The organism is Chelativorans intermedius (assembly GCF_025398255.1).
GTDB lineage: Bacteria > Pseudomonadota > Alphaproteobacteria > Rhizobiales > Rhizobiaceae > Chelativorans > Chelativorans intermedius.
The window spans coordinates 1-18,396 of sequence record NZ_JAODNW010000003.1 but is presented as its reverse complement, the minus strand read 5'-3'; the positions used below and the strand labels follow the sequence as shown (position 1 = coordinate 18,396).

Here is an 18,396-nt window from a genome sequence, read left to right as displayed (position 1 = left end):
TGAGGAGCGAGCGGCGATGACCAGAAAGCTCAAGCGCACGCTTGCCGCGTGGCTGTTCTTGTCACCGCTCGTCGTGCTCATCCTGTTTCCCTTCGCCGTGACGGTCATCACCGCGCTGAAGCCCGCGCAGGAGGTTCTACGGCCCACATGGTGGCCGAGCCGGCTGGGCCTGCTCGACAATGTCAATTCCGTGGTGTTCGTCTATGGCGCCTTCGCCGCGACCTTCACGGTCCTGATGCTGCAAAGCTATTTCGCCATCGTCTTTGCCTGGCTGCAGCGCTGTCTGGTGCGCGGGCTGGCGATTGGTGCCGTCAAGTAACCCGATCAGGAAAAGGAGTACCGCAAATGCCCAAGCAATGCTTCGGCACATCCCATGTTCCGTTGTCGCCCGCCGTGCGCGCAGGCGATTTCGTCTATGTTTCGGGCCAGGTGCCGGTTAACAGCGACGGCCAGGTGGTCAAGGGCGGCATCGCCGAGCAGACCGAGCAGGTGCTCGCCAACGTCAAGGCGGCGCTGGCGCTGGCCGGCTGCACCATGGACGATGTGGTCAAGACCACCGTGTGGCTTGAGGACGCCCGCGACTTCGGTATCTTCAACACCGTCTACGCCAGGCATTTTCCCAAGAACCCGCCGGCCCGCACGACGGTCGAGTCACGGCTGATGATCGACATCAAGGTCGAGATCGAGGCCGTCGCGTACAAGCCGCTTTAGAAAAGGGCACAAGGGGCATGAAACCACTGACGGCAGGGACCCGAGAAGCGAGGCGGCGTGGCGTTCGCCGACGGGCGGGTTGCCGCCATCGACGGCGACATTCCGCCTGACCGTGCCGCCCGTCTGGTGGATGCGTCGGGTTGCCTCGTCACTCCGGGGCTCATCGATCTGCATATCCATGTCCGTTGGGCCGGCACGCCACCCACGCCGATTTCGTGCGCTGCCACTTCGGCGCTGGCGAAGCGGCACAAGGTCGCCGCCAGGCCTGATCCCGTCTATTGCAAGAACAGCGTCTGGCCGTGTCTTCGCACCGCGCCACACGCACCGGCCGCCGGAAGAAAGACGCAGGAAAACTTGCGTAAGAGCAAAGAACTTCCCTTGTCGCGTTTGTAGCGTTTCTCCATCGACAACCGACAGTCACAAGGAGAACGAGATGTTTACGCGACGCCAAGCACTGTTGGGTGCGGCCACCGCCGCCATGCTGAGCGCACTGCCTGTCGCGGCCACGCCCGGTTGGGCGGACGAGGCGGATGCCCTGCCCCGCGAGAAGGTGGCCCTGGTGGCGCCGCCCTTCGTGCACGCCCACGAGCAGGTGGCCACCGGCGGCCCGAAGGTCGTCGCCTTCACGATGACCATTCAGGAGAAGGAGATCGTCATCGACGAGGAGGGCACGACCTTTCACGCCATGACCTTCGACGGTTCGGTGCCGGGCCCCATGATGGTGGTGCACGAGGGCGACTATGTGGAGCTCACTCTGGTCAATCCCGAGACCAACAGCCTTGCCCACAACATCGACTTTCACGCCGCCACCGGCGGCATGGGCGGCGGCGAGCTGACGCTCATCAACCCCGGCGAGCAGACGACGCTGCGCTTCAAGGCGACACGCACCGGCGTCTTCGTCTATCACTGCGCACCCGGTGGCGCGATGACCCCGTGGCACGTGGTTTCGGGCATGAGCGGCGCCATCATGGTGCTGCCGCGCGATGGACTGAAGAACGAAAAGGGCGAGCCGGTCCGTTACGACCGCATTTTCTACATCGGCGAGAACGACTTCTATGTCCCCCGCGATGCCGAGGGCAAATTCAGGCGCTACGACTCGGCGGGAGACGCCTATGCCGACACGGTTGAGGTGATGCGCGGCCTCACCCCCACCCATGTGGTGTTCAACGGCGCCAGGGGCGCGCTGACGGGCGACAACGCGCTACGCGCGAAAGTGGGTGAAACGGTCATGATCGTCCACGCGCAGGCAAACCGCGACAGCAGGCCCCATCTGATCGGCGGCCATGGCGACTATGTGTGGGAAGAAGGCAAGTTTGCCAATCCGCCAGCCAGGGATCTGGAGACGTGGTTCATCCGCGGCGGCTCGGCCGGCGCCGCGACGTACACCTTCCTGCAGCCCGGCCTCTACGCCTATGTCAATCACAATCTCATCGAGGCGGTGGAGCTTGGGGCGGCGGCGCACATCATGGTCGAAGGAGAGTGGAACGACGACCTGATGAAGCAGGTGGACGCACCGCGTCCCATCGTCACCAACTGAGTGGGGACCGGCCGGAAGGCGGCCCGGCAGCACGCCGGGCCGCCTTCGTTTTACCGCGCTGCAAGGCGAGGCCTCGTTAAGGCCCGCGCAAAGACGGCGGCAAAGCCGAGAAAGGCCAGCGCCCAGGCGGCGCCTGCAAGATCGATCAACATCGGTTGCGCGTCGAACGCCGCCAGAATGCGCAACACGGCGGAAGCGAAGACGGCACCGAAAAGGACGATTGCCGCCGGCCCCGCCACGAGCGCGCGGCCGGTATGGCCCAGCGTGGCGCGCACCATGACCGCCAACGTCATCGCTCCGATCGCTCCGCTGCCCAGCGCGTGCGTCCCCGCGGCCACGGGAACCGCGCCCGGCGCCACCGCGCTTGCCGCGGCAAGCGCAAGACCGAGGGGAACGAAGCCATAGGCAAGGTGGAGAACGAAAACGAGCCCGTCGCGCACGGCGCGATCTCCGGCCCAGCGCGCAAGGCGGATCGCCTGCAGCACGGCCGCAGATCCCAGAAGGACGGCCGAAAGAACACGCTCAGGTGCGGCTGACCACACCGCCAGCGCCAGAACGGACACGACAATCGACAGGCCATCGTACCGCCCGAAGGGCGCGGGCAGGCGGCCGGGGTTTTCCCGCACCAGCCAGTTGCGCGTGAAGGAGGGAATGATGCGGCCTCCGATCAGCATGATCAGGGTGATGGCGGCGGCAAGCCCGAGACGCCGGCTGATGTCGGAGACGCCATGGAACTGCACTTCCAGGTGAAAGGCCAGGTTCGCCACGAAGAGAACGCTCACCGGCAACAGAACCTTCAGGTTGCGCCAGTTTCTGCCCGCCACGATCTCCCGGCCCACCGCAAGCCCGAGGGCGGCGAGGAACGCGCAATCGACAAGCGCCGTCAGAACCCAGCCCAGCATGCCGGAAAAGAGAATGGCGACACGCCCGGAAAGCCACAGCACGACGAGCGCGAGAAGCGGGCCGCCCTGCACGGGCAGGCGGCCCGTCCAGTTGGGCACCGCGGTCAGGAGAAACCCGGCGAGCACCGCCGCGAGATACCCGAACAGCATTTCGTGAACATGCCAATCCACCGGCAGGAAGCCCGTGTGCAAATCCAGCACACCGCCATGAACCAGCACCCATGCGGGAATGGAAAAGCCCGCGTGAAGGGCTCCCAGCAGGAAGAAGGGCCGAAAGCCATAGGAGAGGATGGCAGGGCCGTGAAACGCCCGAAGCCTGGGAACAGCCATGAAACGAACTCCGAAGGATGAGAAACACGAATGGCCGGGCGGCACGGCATCGTGCCCGCCCGGCCTCGACCATCACATCGCCGCGAAGATTTTCGCGGCCCCCCTCAATTCGATGCGACGGCCTGCTCGAACAGGGAGGCGAAGACCTTGCCCGCCTTGCCGGGATGCTTCACCCGAGCGGCATCGCCCATGTTGACCGGCTCGCCGACGATGACGAGCGCCACCATGCCCATGCCGTAGTGCGGCGCGCATTTGATGCCGTAGACGCCCTCCTTCTCCAGCACCACCGTCACCTCCTCGTTGATCTTTCCCTTGAAGCCGCTGGCCCCTTCGGGAACCATGCCTTTGATCGTCTCGGCATTGTGCCCCTTGTCGGCAGCCACGAAGCGCAGCGTGTCGCCCGGTGCGGCGCGGATGCGATCCGGCACGAAGACCATGGTTCCCTTTTCACCCTTGTTGAGCATCTCGATCACGTGCTCCTCGGCGTTTGCAGCCCCGGCCGTGACGAGCAAGACACAGGCGGCGGCGAGAAGTGTCTTTTTCATTACGATTCCTTTCCTAACGGTTCCGCGTGGTGCATCCTGTCTAGCGCCGCCCGCGGGCCGGAAACTTGCGCTCGCGCAAAGTGGCGGGAGATTGTCGAAACGACGGGATAGGACGTGCCGAAACTCGATACATCGCTGATTGCCGGTCTGCCGCCCTTTGAAGGTCTGCAAAGGGAAGAGCTCGCGCAGGTGCTCTCATCGGCCCGTTCCCTGCGGTTTGCGCGGGAGGCAGCCATCTTCGAGCAGGAGGCGGAAGCGCATTCGTTCTTCGTCCTGCTCGACGGCTATGTGCGCGTGGTGCGCACCACGCCGGAGGGCGAGCAGGTGATCGTGCGCTACATCAGCGAAGGCGAAGTGTTCGGCATCGCCGCCGCCCTTGGCCGCACCACCTATCCCGCAACGGCGATTGCCGCTGTCGACTGCGTGGTTCTGGCCTGGCCGAGCGCGCTGTGGCCCGAACTGTCGGCTCGCTTTCCCCTTATCGGCGTCAACACCTACAAGACGGTGGGCAACCGGCTGCAGGACGCGCACACACGGGTGGTCGAGATGTCCACCGAACAGGTGGAGCAGCGCGTGGCACACGCGCTGCTGCGCCTCGTGCGCCAGACCGGCCGCCAGACGGACGAAGGCATCGAGATCGACTTTCCCATCACGCGCCAGGACATTGCGGAGATGACGGGCGCGACCCTGCACACTGTCAGCCGCCTCTTGAGCGCCTGGGAAGAGCAGGAAATCGTCAGAAGCGGACGCAAGCGGGTGATCGTGCGAGACCCCCACCGCCTGGTGCTGAAGGCGGAAAGCCGCGAAGACGGCTGAGCGACCTTCAGGCCGCGATCGCGGCCTGAAGGGCCTCCAGAAAGGCCGCCTCGTCCACCCCGTGGGCGCGGCAGGCATCGGCAATGGTGTGGAACGGGGTGATCGGGCAGCCGACGCACAACATGCGATGACGAAGGATGACGGAAACGCAAGCCGGCCAGGCCGTCATGACTTCCTCCAGCGTCATCTCGGGATCTGGTCGCCGCTCTCTCACCGTCTCCTCCTTCCTGCCAATCATCGCCGGCTGGCCGGGCCGGATCGTTGTGCAATCACAAAGAAGAAGGCGCGAATGCCGCCCCAAGCGGCCAGGTGCGACATCTCATCCGTTGAGAGCGGCGCGCCAAGCGGCTATTATAAGTGGTATCAATTATGCCACTTATATGAAGATCGATGAACCATCTTCGCATTGTGCCGGCCCGGCCGGAACCCGAGAAAGCGATCGAAGCCGGAGGCGTCGACAGAGAGTTCATCGGCGGGATCGTCCGCGACTTCTATTCCCGCGTGCGCGCCGATGAGCGCCTGGGACCGATCTTCGCCCGCCACGTCGCCGGCGACTGGGAGCCGCATCTGGAGAAGATGACGGACTTCTGGTGCTCGGTCATCCTGAAGACCGGCACCTACCATGGGCGGCCCGTGCCGGCGCATCTGAAGCTGAAGGAGGTGCGCCCGACGGACTTTGCCATCTGGCTCGGCCTGTTCCGCGAGACGGTGAGGCAACGCTGCAATCCCGGGATTGCTGCCATCTTCATAGAGCGCGCCGAGCGGATCGCCCACAGCCTGCAGCTTGCGATGTTCTTCCGCCTGCCCGCCCGGCCCGGGACCGAAGGGGGAAAGCCCGATGCCTAGCGGCAAGCTCCGTCTGCGAACGGCCATGCGCCCGAGGAAACAGCCATGCGCATGACGCTCCACACCGACTATGCCCTGCGCATGCTCATCATGCTGGCGCTCAAGGATGGCAAGCCGGTCACCGTCCAGCAGGTGGCCGAGCAGTATGGGCTTTCGCGCAATCATCTTCTGAAGGTGGCGCTGAAGCTGCGCCGGATGGGTGTGATCGTCACGACGCGCGGACGTTCCGGCGGCATCGCGCTTGCCCGAGACGCCGCCGCCATCAACATCGGCAGCATCGTCCGCGCCAGCGAGGACGATTTCGCGCTGGTCGAATGTTTCAGGCAGGATGGAGGGGCCTGCCTTCTCTCGCCGGCATGCCGGCTGAGGGGCGTCGTGCGCCAGGCGCTCGACGCATATCTCGCGGTTTTCGATGGGTATTCTCTGGCAGATTTGATCCAGAACAAAGCCGAGCTCGGCCTGCTGCTTCAAACGGAGCCGCCGGCACCTGGCAACGCGCTGCAGCACGCAGAATCAGGCAGGGGATGACAAATTGATTGCACAGCTCACCACCACGGAACGACAGATCGGCCTCGTTCTCGCTCTCATCGTGACATTGCTCGGAGCGGCGCTCGGACTTGCCGGGCGCCATGACGTGCTGGCCTATCATGGCCTGCTCATCGCGGCTTTCGGCGCCGTCGTCGCCATTGCCATCCTGCGGCAGATGGACCGGCCCGAACCGGGCGAGGAAAGGCTCTCCGAATATTACGACGATCCCATCCGGGTCGGCATCGTGCTGACCATGGTGTGGGCCATCTTCGGCATGTTCGTCGGCGTGTGGGTATCCGCCCTTCTGGCGTGGCCGGAGCTTACCTTCGATGCCGCCTGGGCGAGTTTCGGGCGCCTGCGCCCGGCCCATACCACGGGCGTCATCTTCGGCTTCGGCGGCAACGCGCTCATCACCACCTCGCTGCATGTCGTGCAGCGCACCTCGCGCGCCCGCCTGCCGGATCAGGTGAGTCCCTGGTTCGTTCTGCTCGGCTACAACCTGTTCTGCCTGCTGGCCGTTTCCGGCTACTTCCTCGGCATCACGCAGTCGAAGGAATATGCCGAGCCGGAGTGGTATGCCGACATCTGGCTGGTGATCGTGTGGGTCGCCTATTTCCTGCTCTACATCCGCACGCTGGCCCGCCGCAAGGAGCCGCACATCTATGTGGCCAACTGGTACTACATGGCCTTCATCCTCGTGGTGGCCATGCTGCACATCGTCAACAACCTTGCCCTGCCGGTAAGCCTCGGCAGCGCGAAGGCCTATTCCGTCTTCGCCGGTGTGCAGGATGCAATGACACAGTGGTGGTATGGCCACAATGCCGTCGCCTTCTTCCTCACGGCCGGCTTCCTCGGCATGATGTATTACTATCTGCCCAAGCGCGCGGAGCGGCCGATCTATTCCTACCGGCTGTCGATCATCAGCTTCTGGGGCATCACCTTCATCTACATGTGGGCGGGTTCCCATCACCTGCACTACACCGCTCTGCCCCAATGGGTGCAGACGCTGGGCATGACCTTTTCCGTGGTGCTTCTGGTGCCGTCCTGGGCTTCGGCGGGCAACGCGCTGCTCACGCTCAACGGCGCCTGGCACAAGGTGCGGGACGATGCCACGCTGCGCTTCATGATGGTGGCCGCCGTCTTCTACGGCCTGTCCACCTTCGAGGGGTCCTTCCTGGCGATCCGGGCCGTCAACTCGCTGTCCCACTACACGGACTGGACGGTGGGCCATGTCCATGCCGGCGCGCTCGGCTGGGTGGCGATGATCACCTTCGGCGCGCTCTACACACTGGCGCCCGCCATGTGGAAACGCGACCGAATCTATTCTGCCACCCTCGTGGAGGTGCATTTCTGGTGCGCGGTGATCGGCACGCTGATCTACGTCTTCGCGATGTGGAACTCGGGCATCGTCCAGGGCCTGATGTGGCGCACCTACAATGACAGCGGCACGCTGACCTACTCCTTCATCGAGTCGCTGGTCGCGATGCACCCCTACTACATCGCACGCACCGTCGGCGGCCTCTTCTTCTTCGTCGGCGCGGCGGTGGGCGCCTACAACATCTACATGACGATCCGCCACGAGCCACTGCCGGCCAGCGCCAGGCTTGGTGCGGCCCGTTCGTTCGTGCCGGGGGAGTAGCAACATGTCGGAAACACACAAGAAACTGGAACGCTCGGCCATTGGTTTCGTGCTGGCCATCGTCGGGGTCGCCAGCATCGGCGGCATCGTGGAGATCGCCCCGCTCTTCACCATCGACGAAACGGTGGAGAAGGTAGAGGACATGCGCGTCTACACGCCGCTCGAGCTTGCCGGCCGCAACATCTACATCCGCGAAGGCTGCTACGCCTGCCATAGCCAGATGATCCGCACCCTGCGCGACGAGGTGGAGCGCTACGGCCCCTACTCGCTGGCGGTCGAGTCGCAATACGATCATCCGATGCTGTGGGGCTCCAAACGCACCGGTCCCGACCTTGCCCGCATCGGCGGCAAATATTCGGACGAGTGGCACGTCGCGCACTTGATCGACCCGCGTGCCGTCGTGCCCGAGTCCAAGATGCCCGCCTATGCGTGGCTGGCCCGCAATGACCTGCGGACGGATGATCTTCCGCAACATCTGACCGCGCTGCGTCGTCTCGGCGTGCCCTACACCGACGAGATGGTGGAGAACGCGGCGCGGGATGCCTTCGCCCAGGCCTTTCCCGACAGCGAGATGGCCGATGGCGTCGCCGAGCGCTACGGAGCGGAAACCAATATCCGCGCCTTCGACGGCGAGCGTGGCCGCCTGACGGAGATGGACGCGCTTGTGGCCTATCTGCAGGTTCTCGGCCGCCTCACCGACGCAGCACAGGAAAATGCGGACATCGCCGCAGCGGGAGAAGCCGAATGATAGACCTCGACCACCAGAGCCTCGTGGCCTTCGCCAAGAGCTGGGGGCTCTTCTATCTCATCGCGCTGTCGGCGGGCGTGCTCGTCTATACGTTCTGGCCTGCAAACAAGGCGCGCTTCGCCCGTGCGAAGAAGAGCATACTTCTCGACAAGGATGACAAGCCATGGCGGTAGGAGAACGCGACCCGATCACGGGCATACACACCACCGGACACGAGTGGGACGGCATCAAGGAGCTGGACAACCGTGTGCCGCGGGCGGTCATCTTCTTCCTTGTCGTGACGACGCTCTTCTCCGTCGTCTATTGGATCCTGATGCCCGCCTGGCCGCTCGGCAGCACCTACACGCGGGGGCTCTTGGGGCTCGACCAGCGGCAGGTGGTCGAAGAATCGGTGCGCGAGGCAAACGCCCAACGCGCGACCTGGACGCAGGAGATCGCGCAGCTTGACTTCGACGAGATCAGCGCGCGCCCCGAACTGATGCAGATCGTGGCGGAAGCGGGCAAGACGCTGTTCGGTGACAATTGCGCCGCCTGCCATGGCCTCGATGCCGCGGGGAGCCCAGGCTTTCCAAGCCTCGCCGATGGTACATGGCTGTGGGGCGGAGACCCGCAGACCGTGGCCGAGACGCTGCGCGTGGGCATCAACTCCACCCACCCAGAGACCCGCTTTGCACAGATGCCCGCCTTCGGGCGCGACGGCATCCTCGACGCCGCAGCCATTTCCGCCATCGTTTCCTACATCCGCAGCAATGCCGAAGGGATCGCCGATCTGGGGCCGCAGGATGCGGAAGGCATCGAGGAGGGCCGCCGCCTCTTTGCCGACAATTGCGCCGCCTGCCACGGAGCGGAAGGGCGCGGCGACCAGGCGGTGGGCGCGCCCGACCTGATGGACGATGCATGGCTTGTCGGCAGCGACCGGCAGACGCTTGTCCGCACCGTCTGGAACGGCCGCCAGGGGCACATGCCCCATTGGGAGGGCCGGCTGGGCGAGACCGAGCGCAAGATGCTGACGCTCTATGTGACCGAGATCCTTGCAGGCCGGGAGAACAGGCAGCAATGAGCCCGGCGGAGCGAAAAGGCAGGGGCAGGCTCCTGGTGATTGCGGGGGTGGCCGGCGGTCTGCTCCTTTTCCTCGGGGCCAATGCCCACCTGCTCTATGTTGCCCTCGCCTCGAGGAGCGAATGCGTCGATCATCTCAAACTGCCGGACGACGCCCGGCAAGGACAATACCGCGCGGCGAAGTCCGCCTGCTGAACCTTCGGGAGAGACGAACTATGGCCAACCAATCGCAGACTGGCGGCATGATGGTGGTCCGCGACCGCGGGCTGGCGGTCGGCACGGCCTTTGAATGGCTGAGGGCGGGCTGGCACGATTTCGCAAGAAGGCCCGCGCTCAGCCTCGTCTACGGGCTGGGTGTCCTGGCGCTTTCGGTACTGGTGATCGCCGTCATGTTCGCGGCCGGTTGGGATCACATCCTGTTTCCCGCCCTTTCCGGCTTCATGATCGTCGGGCCGCTGATCGCCATCGGCACCTACGAAAAGAGCCGCCGGCTGGCGAGCGGCGAGGCGCTGAGCCTCCGACACGTTCTCTTCGTTCCCGTGCGCTCGGGCGGGCAGATCTTCTTCGTCGGGTTGATCCTGGCGCTTCTGATGGTCTTCTGGATGCGCGCGGCGGTGCTCATCTATGCGCTGTTCTTCGGCCTGCGGCCGTTTCCCGGCCTCGACCAGATCATGCCCATGCTCTTCACCACGCCCACCGGCTGGGCGATGCTCGTCACGGGCACCGTCGTCGGCGGTCTCTTCGCTGCCTTTTCCTTCGCAATCGGTGTCTTCTCCATTCCCATGCTGGTCGATCAGCGAACCGATGCCCTGACGGCGATGGGCCTCAGCATGGCGCTGGTGTGGAACAACCTTCCCGTGATGCTGATGTGGGGGACCATTGTTCTGGCGCTGTTCCTCGTCTCCCTCGCAACGGGCCTCCTCGGCCTTGTCGTCATCTTCCCGCTTCTGGGCCATGCGACCTGGCACGCCTATGAAGCCGTGGCGCGGGATCGCGTGGGATGACGGGCTGCTGCCCCCCGGCGGACGCCGCACCGCCGGCAGGCGCACCCGGCGACGAGGAGGTGCGTCTTGCCAGCCACGCCATCTCGCCGACGCTGCTGCAGACACATCTTTCCGTGCCCTCGGCCCATTGCGGCGCCTGCATCGCCGCAATCGAGAAGGCGCTTCTGGCCCTGCCGGGCGTAAGCGCGGCGAGACTCAACCTTTCCACACGCCGCGTTGCCGTCCAGTGGCGGAGGGATGGGCCCGTGCCGCCCTTCTTCAAGGCGCTGCGCGATGCGGGATATGAAGCGACGCTGTTTTCCTTCCAGGAGAAGGAGGAGGATCCCGAGTTCACCCGGCTGCTGCGTGCCACGGCCGTGGCGGGTTTTGCCGCCATGAACATCATGCTGCTGTCGGTGTCCGTGTGGTCGGGCGCGGACGCCGGGACGCGCCATGCCTTCCACATGATCTCGGCCCTTCTGGCGCTGCCCGCCATCGGCTATTCGGGGCGCATCTTCTTCCGATCCGCGTGGTCGGCGCTCAGGCGCGGACGGACCAACATGGACGTGCCGATCTCCATAGGCATTCTCGCGACACTGGGGTTGAGCCTTCACGACACGCTGCGCAACGAGCCGCACGCCTATTTCGACGCCGTGGTCTCCCTCACCTTCTTCCTGCTGATCGGGCGCACGCTCGATCACATGATGCGCCGCAGAGCGCGCACTGCCATCGTCGGTCTTGCGCGCATCATGCCGCGCGGCGCGACGGTCCTCTCCCCTTCCGGGGAGCGGAGCTACAGGGAGCTGCGCGACATCGCGCCGGGAGAAACCGTCATCGTTGCCGCCGGCGAGCGCATCCCGCTCGACGGCATCGTGCAGGAGGGAACGGCCGAGCTCGATGCCGCGATCGTGACGGGAGAGGCAGAGCCCGTGGCCGCGCGTCCCGGCGAGGCGGTGAGTGCCGGGATGCTGAATCTGAGCGGCGCGCTGACGATCCGGGTGACGCACAAGGCCGAGGATTCCTTTCTGGCGGAGATGGTGCGCATGATGGAGGCCGCAGAGGGCAGCCGTTCCCGCTATCGCCGCATCGCAGACCGTGCAGCCGGCCTGTATGCGCCGGTCATTCACACGCTGGCCTTCGCCGCCTTTGCGAGCTGGATGGCGGCTACGGGCGACTGGCACCGTTCGCTCACCGTTGCGGTGTCGGTTCTCATCATCACCTGCCCCTGCGCGCTGGGGCTGGCCGTTCCCATGGTGCAGGTGGTGGCGGCCCGCCGCCTGTTCGAACAGGGCATCGCGCTCAAGGAAGGCAGCGCCCTCGAACGCCTGGCGCAGGTCGATACCGTGGTCTTCGACAAGACCGGCACGCTGACACGGGGCGAACTGCGCCTTGCCGGCCATACGGCGACCGGCCGCGACCTGGCGGCCGCCGTTGCGCTGGCGGCGCGTTCGCACCACCCGGCCGCGCGCGCCATTGCCAGCCTGAAGGGCGCGCCGCAACCGCTCGCGGCGCGCAACGTCGTCGAGCATGCGGGGCTCGGCATCGAGGGCGAGGTGTACGGAATCCGCTATCGCCTCGGGCGTCCCTCCTGGGCTTTGGGCGGCGGGTCCGCCCCCGGCGGCAAGACGATGAGCGCGCTGTCCCGCCAGGGCGCTCCCGCCGGGATGTTCGCCTTTGCCGATGCGCCGCGCGCCGACGCGAAAGCCGCCGTCGATCACCTGAGGTCGCGCAATGTTTCCATGGAGATCCTTTCGGGCGACGGCGAACAGGCCGTTACCGCCGTGGCGCAGCAGGTTGGCATCACCGACTTCACCTCGGCCCTCCTGCCGGCCGACAAGGTGCGCAGGCTGGAGGAGCTTCGCCGCCTTGGCCGCAAGGCGCTGATGGTCGGCGACGGGCTGAACGACGCCCCGGCCCTGGCCGCAGCGCATGTGTCGATGGCACCGGGAACGGCGGCCGAGGTCGGCCGCAACGCCGCCGATCTGGTGTTCTTGAACGGAGCGCTCGGCGCTGTGCCGAAAGCTCTCGGCATCGCGCACCGCGCCGCCCGGCTCATCCGGCAGAATCTCGGTCTGGCGATCGTCTACAATGTGCTGGTCGTGCCGCTCGCCCTTGCCGGTCAGGTAACGCCGCTCCTGGCGGCGGTCGCCATGTCGCTGTCATCCATCCTCGTGGTGGCGAATGCCCTGAGAATGCCCGCGGACGGTGCGGACTGGCGTACGCCCTCCGGTTCCACTCCCAAGCTGGCGGAGGCGATGTCATGAGCTATCTGGTCTGGCTGATCCCGATCGCGCTTCTGATGGGAATAACCGCGCTTCTCGCCTTTCTATGGTCGTTGCGCCGCGGCCAGTACGAGGACCTCGACGGTGCGGCCGAACGCATCCTGCTCGATGCCGAAGACGACCGCCCCCTCCGCGAAAGACATGAAGGATAGACGCGAGGAAGCACGGTGAACCGCGCCGCACACATCGGCGGGGAACATCTCCTGCAGGCGGTCCGCCACGGGCAGCTTCGCAAAGGGTATCCTCACGGCAACGCTTCCCAAGTCCGCGGAGGCGAAGAAGACCAGAAGAAGATCGCCGTAAAGGCCGCGTGATCGCACACCACACCACGGCGTCCAGGCATGTGCGAGGCAAGTCACCGAGGTTAGCTTGCCTCGTTCCGTGAAGAACAGACGCCTGAAACATTGCGTTCTATTGCGCGACAAAGCCACCGTCGATGGGGATGTTCGCACCGGTGACGAAAGATGCGTGGTCGGAACACAGCCACACGATCAGCTCGGCGATTTCCTCGGGCGTGCCGATGCGGCCGATGGGATGCAGCGGCTCCATCATCTCACGGGTCGTCTTCTCGCCGCCGGTCGACTGCCGAGCCAGCGAGTCCAGCATGCGGGTATCGACGCCGCCGGGGCAGACGGCGTTCACGCGGATGCCCTGCTTGCCATACTCCAGCGCGGCGTTCTTGGTGAGCCCGTTGACCCCATGCTTGGAGGCCACATAGGGGGCGAGCCCGGGAAAGCCGATCAGGCCGGCGACCGATGCGAGATTGACGATCGCTCCGCCGCCATTCTTCAACATCTGTCTGATCTCGGCCTGCAAGCAAAGGAAGGTGCCGCGCAGATTGACGGCCATGATGCGGTCGAAATTGTCGATCGGCTGTTCGACGATGGGCGCGATCCTTCCCTCGATGCCGGCGTTGTTGCACGCGCAGTCGAGCCGGCCGAATGCCTCCACGGTCCTGGTAATCAGCGCATCGACATCCTGCACGCGGGAGACGTCGGCCTCGATGAAGATCGCCTTGCCGCCCTGCCGTTCGATTGCGGCGGCTGTTTCTTTGCCGCCTTCGACATCGACGTCGCAGACGACGACTTTCGCGCCTTCGGCCGCAAACCTCAGCGCCGCGGCGCGCCCGATGCCCGCACCCGATCCGGTCACGATGGCAGTCTTTCCGGAAACCATGCCCATTGCCGTGCTCCCTTGCTTGGTTTTTCTGACGGAAAGAAGCCTAGCAAGGCCGTTCGGCAGACGACTTGACCGGCATCAATCCGCCGCAAGCAAACGCCGACGGCCCGATATGGCGCAGCCACGAAGCGCCGTCGGTCAACCGCGATGCCCCGGCAGGCCACCGAGAAACTCCAGAAGCAGCCGGTTGACCGCCTCCGGCGCTTCCTGCTGCACCCAATGGCCTGCACGTTCGATGACGTGCCGCCCGCGAAGATCAGGCAGGATTCTCGGCAGCGCCTCCACCGCGGGCCCCATGGTCGCAAGAAGCGGATCCCGGGCGCCGATGACGAAGAGCGACGGCTGCCGGATGCGAAGTCCGGCAAGGGCGGCGGAAAGCTCCCAGTTGCGATCGATGTTGCGGTACCAGTTGAGTGGCCTGCGAAATCCGCTCCGCTCGAACGCTGCAATGTAGATATCCAGATCCTCGTCGGACAGCCATTGCGGAAGGGCATCGGGCTCGAAGGTCGTGTCGAGAAAGCCGCCGCCCTCCGGCACGAAAGGTCTCCAGGTCGCACCGTCCGGAAGCGAGCCCGAGACGCTGTAGAGGATCCTCCTCATCGTTCGGCTCACGTTCCGCTCAAGCTCGGCCTCGGTCCGGCCCGGCTCCTGGAAATGGAGCATGTAATGGTTCCCGGCGCCCGCCTCCCGCATGGCCTCAAGCGGCGGCTTCGGCCCGCGTGACGCATATGGCACGCTCATGCCCACAACGGCCGCGATGCGATCCGGGCGCATCAAGGCTGAAGTCCAGGCCACCGGCGCCCCCCAGTCGTGGCCCACTGCGACAGCCTTTTCGATCTTCAGCGCATCAAGGATCGCGATCGCATCGCCGACCAGATGGAAGATGGAATAGGCCTCGATCGCGTCCGGTGCGAAAGAGCCGTCATAGCCCCGCTGGTTGGGCGCGACGACACGGAAGCCCGCCGCAACGAGCGGCGCGAACTGATGCCGCCAGGAATGGGCCGTCTCCGGCCAGCCATGCAGCAACAGCACGGCAGGTCCCTGCCCCTCGTCGCGAATGCTGAAGGCGCCGGACGAGGTGTCGACGACTTTCATCACGCCGCTCTCCCGCTTTGCGCCACCTGATGCCCGGCACGCGACCCGCATCTGCGCACGCGCGCCCATCCGGGCAAGAAGTGAACGATTGGTCTCTTTTCCATTGAAAAGTGCACGATCGTTCTCTAATGTCAAGAAGAGGAGCGGGAGATGCGTAAGGGCGAAGCTACGCGAAAGCACATTCTTGATGTCGCGGCGGACCGCACGAGCATCCGCGGCTTCGCCGCCGTGAGCCTGCAAGACCTGGCCGATGCTGCCGGCCTGTCAAAGAGCGGGGTCGTTCGGCATTTCGTGGACAAGGAGGCGCTGACGCGCGCACTCGTCGACGATCTTCTTGCACGCTTCCGCCGCATCGTCTGGGAGCCGGCGGCGGCACTGCCCGCGGGGCGGAAGCGCCTTGAATGCGTCTTCTCGGGGTGGCTTGCCTGGGTAGAGGGAGAACATGTGAGCGGCGGCTGCCCGATCACAGCGGCCTGTATCGAATTCGACGACCAGCCAGGCCCCATCCGCGACCGGCTGAGATCGGGCCAGGCTGCATGGATGCGCGTCGTCGAAGACGAGTTCCGTGCCATCGGCTGGCAGCGGGAAGAAGCGGCATTGCGGGCGTTCTGCCTGCAGGGGATCGTCCTTTCCTACAGCCACGCTCTGCGCCTCCTCGATGACCCCGATGCCCGCCGCAAGGCCGAAGCAGCCTTTGCGCGTCTGCTTGCGGCTGAAGCAGAACAGAGATGAACCCCGGGAGACCTCTTCATGGAAACGATCGCGACAACGCAACTGCGGCATTTCCCGGCGCAGACGGTATTGAGCCGGATCGGACGCGTGACGGTCGCCGGGCTTGACGCATTCATCGAGGAGAGCATCGCCATGCTCGGGCGAGAGGCCGCGGCTGCCGGGATGGCGCCCGATGCTGCGCCGGTCGTCCTCTACCATGGGGATGTCGACGACGCGCGGGATGGCCCTGTCGAGGTCTGCCTGCCTGTGCCCTCCAAGCCGGTAGCTGGCATCAGGCAGTTGCCGGCAATCACGGCCCTGGTTGCACAGGCCCGCGGGGAAGCCTGCGATTTCCCGGCCATCCTTTCGGTCTATGGTGCCATCATGGACCGCATCGCCGAAGAGGGTCTCGTGCCCGACGGTCCGGGGCGGGAAATTCACCATCAAGAAGACGGTGAGCGACGCATCCTCGTCGCCATGCCGATAGCCAGCCCGGATCGGTCGGCATGAACGGCGGAACGATGACTCTGCGGTTCCGTCCCTTCACGGAGGAAGATCGGCCGCCCTGCCAGGCGATCGCTTCCAGCGCCGCGATGTCCTCGTATGGACCCCATCTTCCCCACGCCCGGCATTTCTTTCAGCCGGATGCGCCGCTGGAGGATGTCGAACTGCGTCTGGTCGCCTGCCTCGGCGGCACGATCGTCGGGTTTGTCGACCTTAACGGGCGGCACATCTCCAATCTGTTCGTCGATCCTCGACATCAAGGGCGCGGTCATGGAACGGCGCTGCTGCGCCATGTGGAGGCGAGGTTCGGGCGCCCGCTCACGCTCGCCTGCTTCAAGGTCAACGAAGGAGCGCGGCGGCTCTACGAACGCTACGGGTTCACCGTCGAGAGTGAGCGGGAGATCATGTTCGCCGGTCGGCCGGTCTTGGTCTGGAACATGGTGCTGGACGGCCCGTCCAATGGCGACAGGGCATGACCGCTCGGCACCCGAACCGATCCGTGCACTGCGGACACACACCGTCAGCGGGGCCAGCCTGCCAACAGCCTGTTCGTTCCCGACGACGCTCCCGTAGAGCGGCCCCGGCGAAGGGCGCCAGTGCCAACGGCAGCGCAGCCGCTGCGACAGCAAATCAGAAGGCTGCTGTCCCTTGCCCGGGTTACTCGTCGCGCGCGCGCCATTCCTTCCAGCGCAGGATTGCATTTGCGCCGATCTTCTGGAAGGGTTTCGGCGGAAGGCGCCTGGGCGGCGCCTCAGCAGTGAAATGTCGCGTTATCGCGCTCTCCTCGCCGCAGGCAAGCTCGGCGGCACCAATTCCCGTCAACGTGCCGCGAGTGGTGCCCAATCCATTGCAGACACAGCCGGCGTAGACACCTTTCTCGATCTCACGCATCACCGCGACACCATTGAGAGTAAGGCATAGAAGGCCCGCCCATGCATACTCCATCTGCATTCCCGCCAGTTGCGGAAAACGCTGATCGAACTTGCGCTGCATCACCTTCGCTGCCCTGTTCAAGTCTTTCCGGGTCGGCACCGCGTTCGGTCGCAGCGTGGCGCAGGTACGCGTGATGATACGATTGCCCCCCTGGCCGCTGCCGATCCGGCGCACGGTGGTGCCCATGGGGTCGGATGGCGTGATCCCCCAACGGGGCCTTCCCCCCAGTCTGGCCAGCGCTGCGCCATTCAATTCGGGCGTCATCACCGCATAAAGGAACAGGTGCATCAGCCGTCCCCGAGCGATGCCAAAACTCTCCAGATGGCCGTTTACTGTCAGGATCACACGCGGCGTGACGACGCTGCCGCCCGGCGTTCTGACGCGCCACCCGTCATCCTGGCGCTCGAAGCCAATCACAGGGCTGCCTTCATAGATTTCGACACCCTGGGCGACCAGTCCAGCACCGAGACCCCGGATATAGCCAGCGGGCTGCAGCATCACGGTGCCAGGCGTATAGAGGCCGGAGATGTAGTGGCGCGATCCCGTCAATTCATACATCTGCAGGGGATCGAGCATTTCGCTCTTCTCCCCGAGTGAGGCGAGATATTGTGCATGGCGCTTGTTGCGGGCGTGCGCCGCTGGACTGGCGGCACCGTTCACCTTGCCTATGGGATCGAAGTAGTTGCGGTCGATCCTATACTCCTCGACCGCCGTGCGGGCAAAGGCGATGGCCTGCCGGTTGAGACCGATCATCGCCTGGTCGTCACCCGATCCGGTATAGTCGTCCGAATTCAGATTGTGCGGCAGGTCGATCATGAAGCCCGAATTGCGCCCGGCAGCGCCCTCGGCCAAGCGTCCGGCCTCAAGCACCACGATGCGCGCGCCGGGCTGCAATTGGGTCAGCCTGCGTGCCGCCGACAGCCCGGCAAAGCCGGCCCCAACGACCACGAAATCGGCGGTTCGATCAGCGCCTAGTCGTCGGGTCGCCCCTTGCGGCCCTAGGATGGCGTTCCAGGCTGCCGGCCCCAACTGAACAGGCAGCCGCCGA

General features: G+C 65.2%; 22 protein-coding genes and 1 pseudogene. 17 read left to right on the top strand and 6 right to left on the bottom strand.

The genetic code is table 11. The features are described from left to right. Positions 1-16: 16 nt before the first annotated feature. From NYR58_RS04040 to nirK, 4 genes and pseudogenes are all read left to right on the top strand, one after another. Positions 17-160: pseudogene (locus tag NYR58_RS04040) on the top strand (carbohydrate ABC transporter permease); the annotation flags it as partial. A 185-nt stretch (positions 161-345) separates the two neighbouring features. Further along, positions 346-711, top strand: coding sequence for a RidA family protein (locus NYR58_RS04035; RefSeq protein WP_261519195.1), 366 nt, complete (start codon positions 346-348; stop codon positions 709-711). A 57-nt stretch (positions 712-768) separates the two neighbouring features. Beyond that, positions 769-1,104, top strand: coding sequence for an amidohydrolase family protein (locus NYR58_RS04030; protein WP_261519194.1), 336 nt, complete (start codon positions 769-771; stop codon positions 1,102-1,104). Between the two features lie 40 nt (positions 1,105-1,144). After that, entirely contained in the window at positions 1,145-2,248 is a 1,104-nt protein-coding gene (gene nirK / locus NYR58_RS04025; RefSeq protein WP_261519193.1) for a copper-containing nitrite reductase, read from the top strand. A gap of 50 nt (positions 2,249-2,298) precedes the next feature. On the opposite strand, the gene NYR58_RS04020 is transcribed toward nirK, so the two are convergent. After that, positions 2,299-3,480, bottom strand: coding sequence for an NnrS family protein (locus NYR58_RS04020; RefSeq protein ID WP_261519192.1), 1,182 nt, complete (start codon positions 3,478-3,480; stop codon positions 2,299-2,301). A 104-nt stretch (positions 3,481-3,584) separates the two neighbouring features. After that, the gene (locus tag NYR58_RS04015) at positions 3,585-4,025 is read right to left on the bottom strand and encodes a pseudoazurin (RefSeq protein WP_261519191.1); all 441 of its coding nucleotides are present in this window, start codon (positions 4,023-4,025) and stop codon (positions 3,585-3,587) included. Positions 4,026-4,139: 114 nt separating this feature from the next. Between NYR58_RS04015 and NYR58_RS04010 the strand changes: the two genes are divergently transcribed. Further along, positions 4,140-4,841, top strand: coding sequence for a Crp/Fnr family transcriptional regulator (locus NYR58_RS04010; protein WP_261519190.1), 702 nt, complete (start codon positions 4,140-4,142; stop codon positions 4,839-4,841). A gap of 7 nt (positions 4,842-4,848) precedes the next feature. Here the strand turns inward: NYR58_RS04010 and NYR58_RS04005 are convergent, their stop codons facing one another. Continuing rightward, positions 4,849-5,079, bottom strand: a complete 231-nt coding sequence (locus NYR58_RS04005; protein WP_261519189.1) for a DUF1858 domain-containing protein — start codon at positions 5,077-5,079, stop codon at positions 4,849-4,851. Between the two features lie 152 nt (positions 5,080-5,231). On the opposite strand from NYR58_RS04005, the gene NYR58_RS04000 reads away from it, so the two are divergent. The 9 genes from NYR58_RS04000 (at position 5,232) to ccoS (ending at position 13,078) form a co-directional block, all read left to right on the top strand. Further along, on the top strand, positions 5,232-5,687 hold the full coding sequence (locus NYR58_RS04000) for a group III truncated hemoglobin (protein WP_261519188.1): 456 nt from the start codon (positions 5,232-5,234) through the stop codon (positions 5,685-5,687). Between the two features lie 45 nt (positions 5,688-5,732). After that, positions 5,733-6,215: an RrF2 family transcriptional regulator gene (locus tag NYR58_RS03995; protein ID WP_261519187.1), complete on the top strand. Its 483-nt coding sequence runs from the start codon at positions 5,733-5,735 to the stop codon at positions 6,213-6,215. A 4-nt stretch (positions 6,216-6,219) separates the two neighbouring features. Further along, positions 6,220-7,854 carry a cytochrome-c oxidase, cbb3-type subunit I gene (gene ccoN, locus NYR58_RS03990; RefSeq protein ID WP_378074561.1) on the top strand — a complete coding sequence of 545 codons (1,635 nt, stop codon included), beginning with the start codon at positions 6,220-6,222 and terminating at the stop codon, positions 7,852-7,854. Between the two features lie 4 nt (positions 7,855-7,858). Further along, complete coding sequence (ccoO, locus tag NYR58_RS03985; protein WP_261519186.1) at positions 7,859-8,602, top strand: cytochrome-c oxidase, cbb3-type subunit II; 744 nt, start codon at positions 7,859-7,861, stop codon at positions 8,600-8,602. Next, on the top strand, positions 8,599-8,775 hold the full coding sequence (locus tag NYR58_RS03980; RefSeq protein WP_378074562.1) for a cbb3-type cytochrome c oxidase subunit 3: 177 nt from the start codon (positions 8,599-8,601) through the stop codon (positions 8,773-8,775). The genes ccoO and NYR58_RS03980 overlap by 4 nt, the downstream gene beginning before the upstream one ends. Next, a complete protein-coding gene (gene ccoP, locus NYR58_RS03975) occupies positions 8,766-9,662 on the top strand; it encodes a cytochrome-c oxidase, cbb3-type subunit III (protein WP_261519185.1) in 897 nt (298 codons plus the stop codon). The genes NYR58_RS03980 and ccoP overlap by 10 nt, the downstream gene beginning before the upstream one ends. A 214-nt stretch (positions 9,663-9,876) precedes the next feature. Continuing rightward, positions 9,877-10,665, top strand: a complete 789-nt coding sequence (locus NYR58_RS03970) for a DUF2189 domain-containing protein (protein ID WP_378074564.1) — start codon at positions 9,877-9,879, stop codon at positions 10,663-10,665. Continuing rightward, a complete protein-coding gene (locus NYR58_RS03965; RefSeq protein ID WP_261519184.1) occupies positions 10,662-12,908 on the top strand; it encodes a heavy metal translocating P-type ATPase in 2,247 nt (748 codons plus the stop codon). The genes NYR58_RS03970 and NYR58_RS03965 overlap by 4 nt, the downstream gene beginning before the upstream one ends. Then, complete coding sequence (gene ccoS / locus NYR58_RS03960) at positions 12,905-13,078, top strand: cbb3-type cytochrome oxidase assembly protein CcoS (protein ID WP_261519183.1); 174 nt, start codon at positions 12,905-12,907, stop codon at positions 13,076-13,078. Before NYR58_RS03965 ends, ccoS begins: the two co-directional genes overlap by 4 nt. 259 nt (positions 13,079-13,337) lie before the next feature. On the opposite strand, the gene NYR58_RS03955 is transcribed toward ccoS, so the two are convergent. Together NYR58_RS03955 and NYR58_RS03950 are read right to left on the bottom strand one after the other, a co-directional pair. Further along, entirely contained in the window at positions 13,338-14,108 is a 771-nt protein-coding gene (locus NYR58_RS03955; protein WP_261519182.1) for an SDR family oxidoreductase, read from the bottom strand. 135 nt (positions 14,109-14,243) lie between these two features. Beyond that, positions 14,244-15,200 (bottom strand): alpha/beta fold hydrolase, encoded by a 957-nt coding sequence (locus NYR58_RS03950; protein WP_261519181.1) that lies wholly within the window; start codon positions 15,198-15,200, stop codon positions 14,244-14,246. A gap of 150 nt (positions 15,201-15,350) precedes the next feature. Here NYR58_RS03950 and NYR58_RS03945 point away from each other — a divergent pair, with 150 nt between their 5' ends. Genes NYR58_RS03945 through NYR58_RS03935 form a run of 3 tightly spaced genes read left to right on the top strand, consistent with a single transcriptional unit; the run spans position 15,351 to position 16,891 of the window. Beyond that, complete coding sequence (locus NYR58_RS03945; RefSeq protein ID WP_261519180.1) at positions 15,351-15,932, top strand: TetR/AcrR family transcriptional regulator; 582 nt, start codon at positions 15,351-15,353, stop codon at positions 15,930-15,932. Between the two features lie 18 nt (positions 15,933-15,950). Further along, positions 15,951-16,421 (top strand): hypothetical protein, encoded by a 471-nt coding sequence (locus NYR58_RS03940; protein WP_261519179.1) that lies wholly within the window; start codon positions 15,951-15,953, stop codon positions 16,419-16,421. 11 nt (positions 16,422-16,432) lie between these two features. Beyond that, positions 16,433-16,891 (top strand): GNAT family N-acetyltransferase, encoded by a 459-nt coding sequence (locus NYR58_RS03935; RefSeq protein WP_261519178.1) that lies wholly within the window; start codon positions 16,433-16,435, stop codon positions 16,889-16,891. Between the two features lie 181 nt (positions 16,892-17,072). Here the strand turns inward: NYR58_RS03935 and NYR58_RS03930 are convergent, their stop codons facing one another. Continuing rightward, a complete protein-coding gene (locus tag NYR58_RS03930) occupies positions 17,073-18,377 on the bottom strand; it encodes an NAD(P)/FAD-dependent oxidoreductase (RefSeq protein ID WP_261519177.1) in 1,305 nt (434 codons plus the stop codon). Positions 18,378-18,396 lie beyond the last annotated feature (19 nt).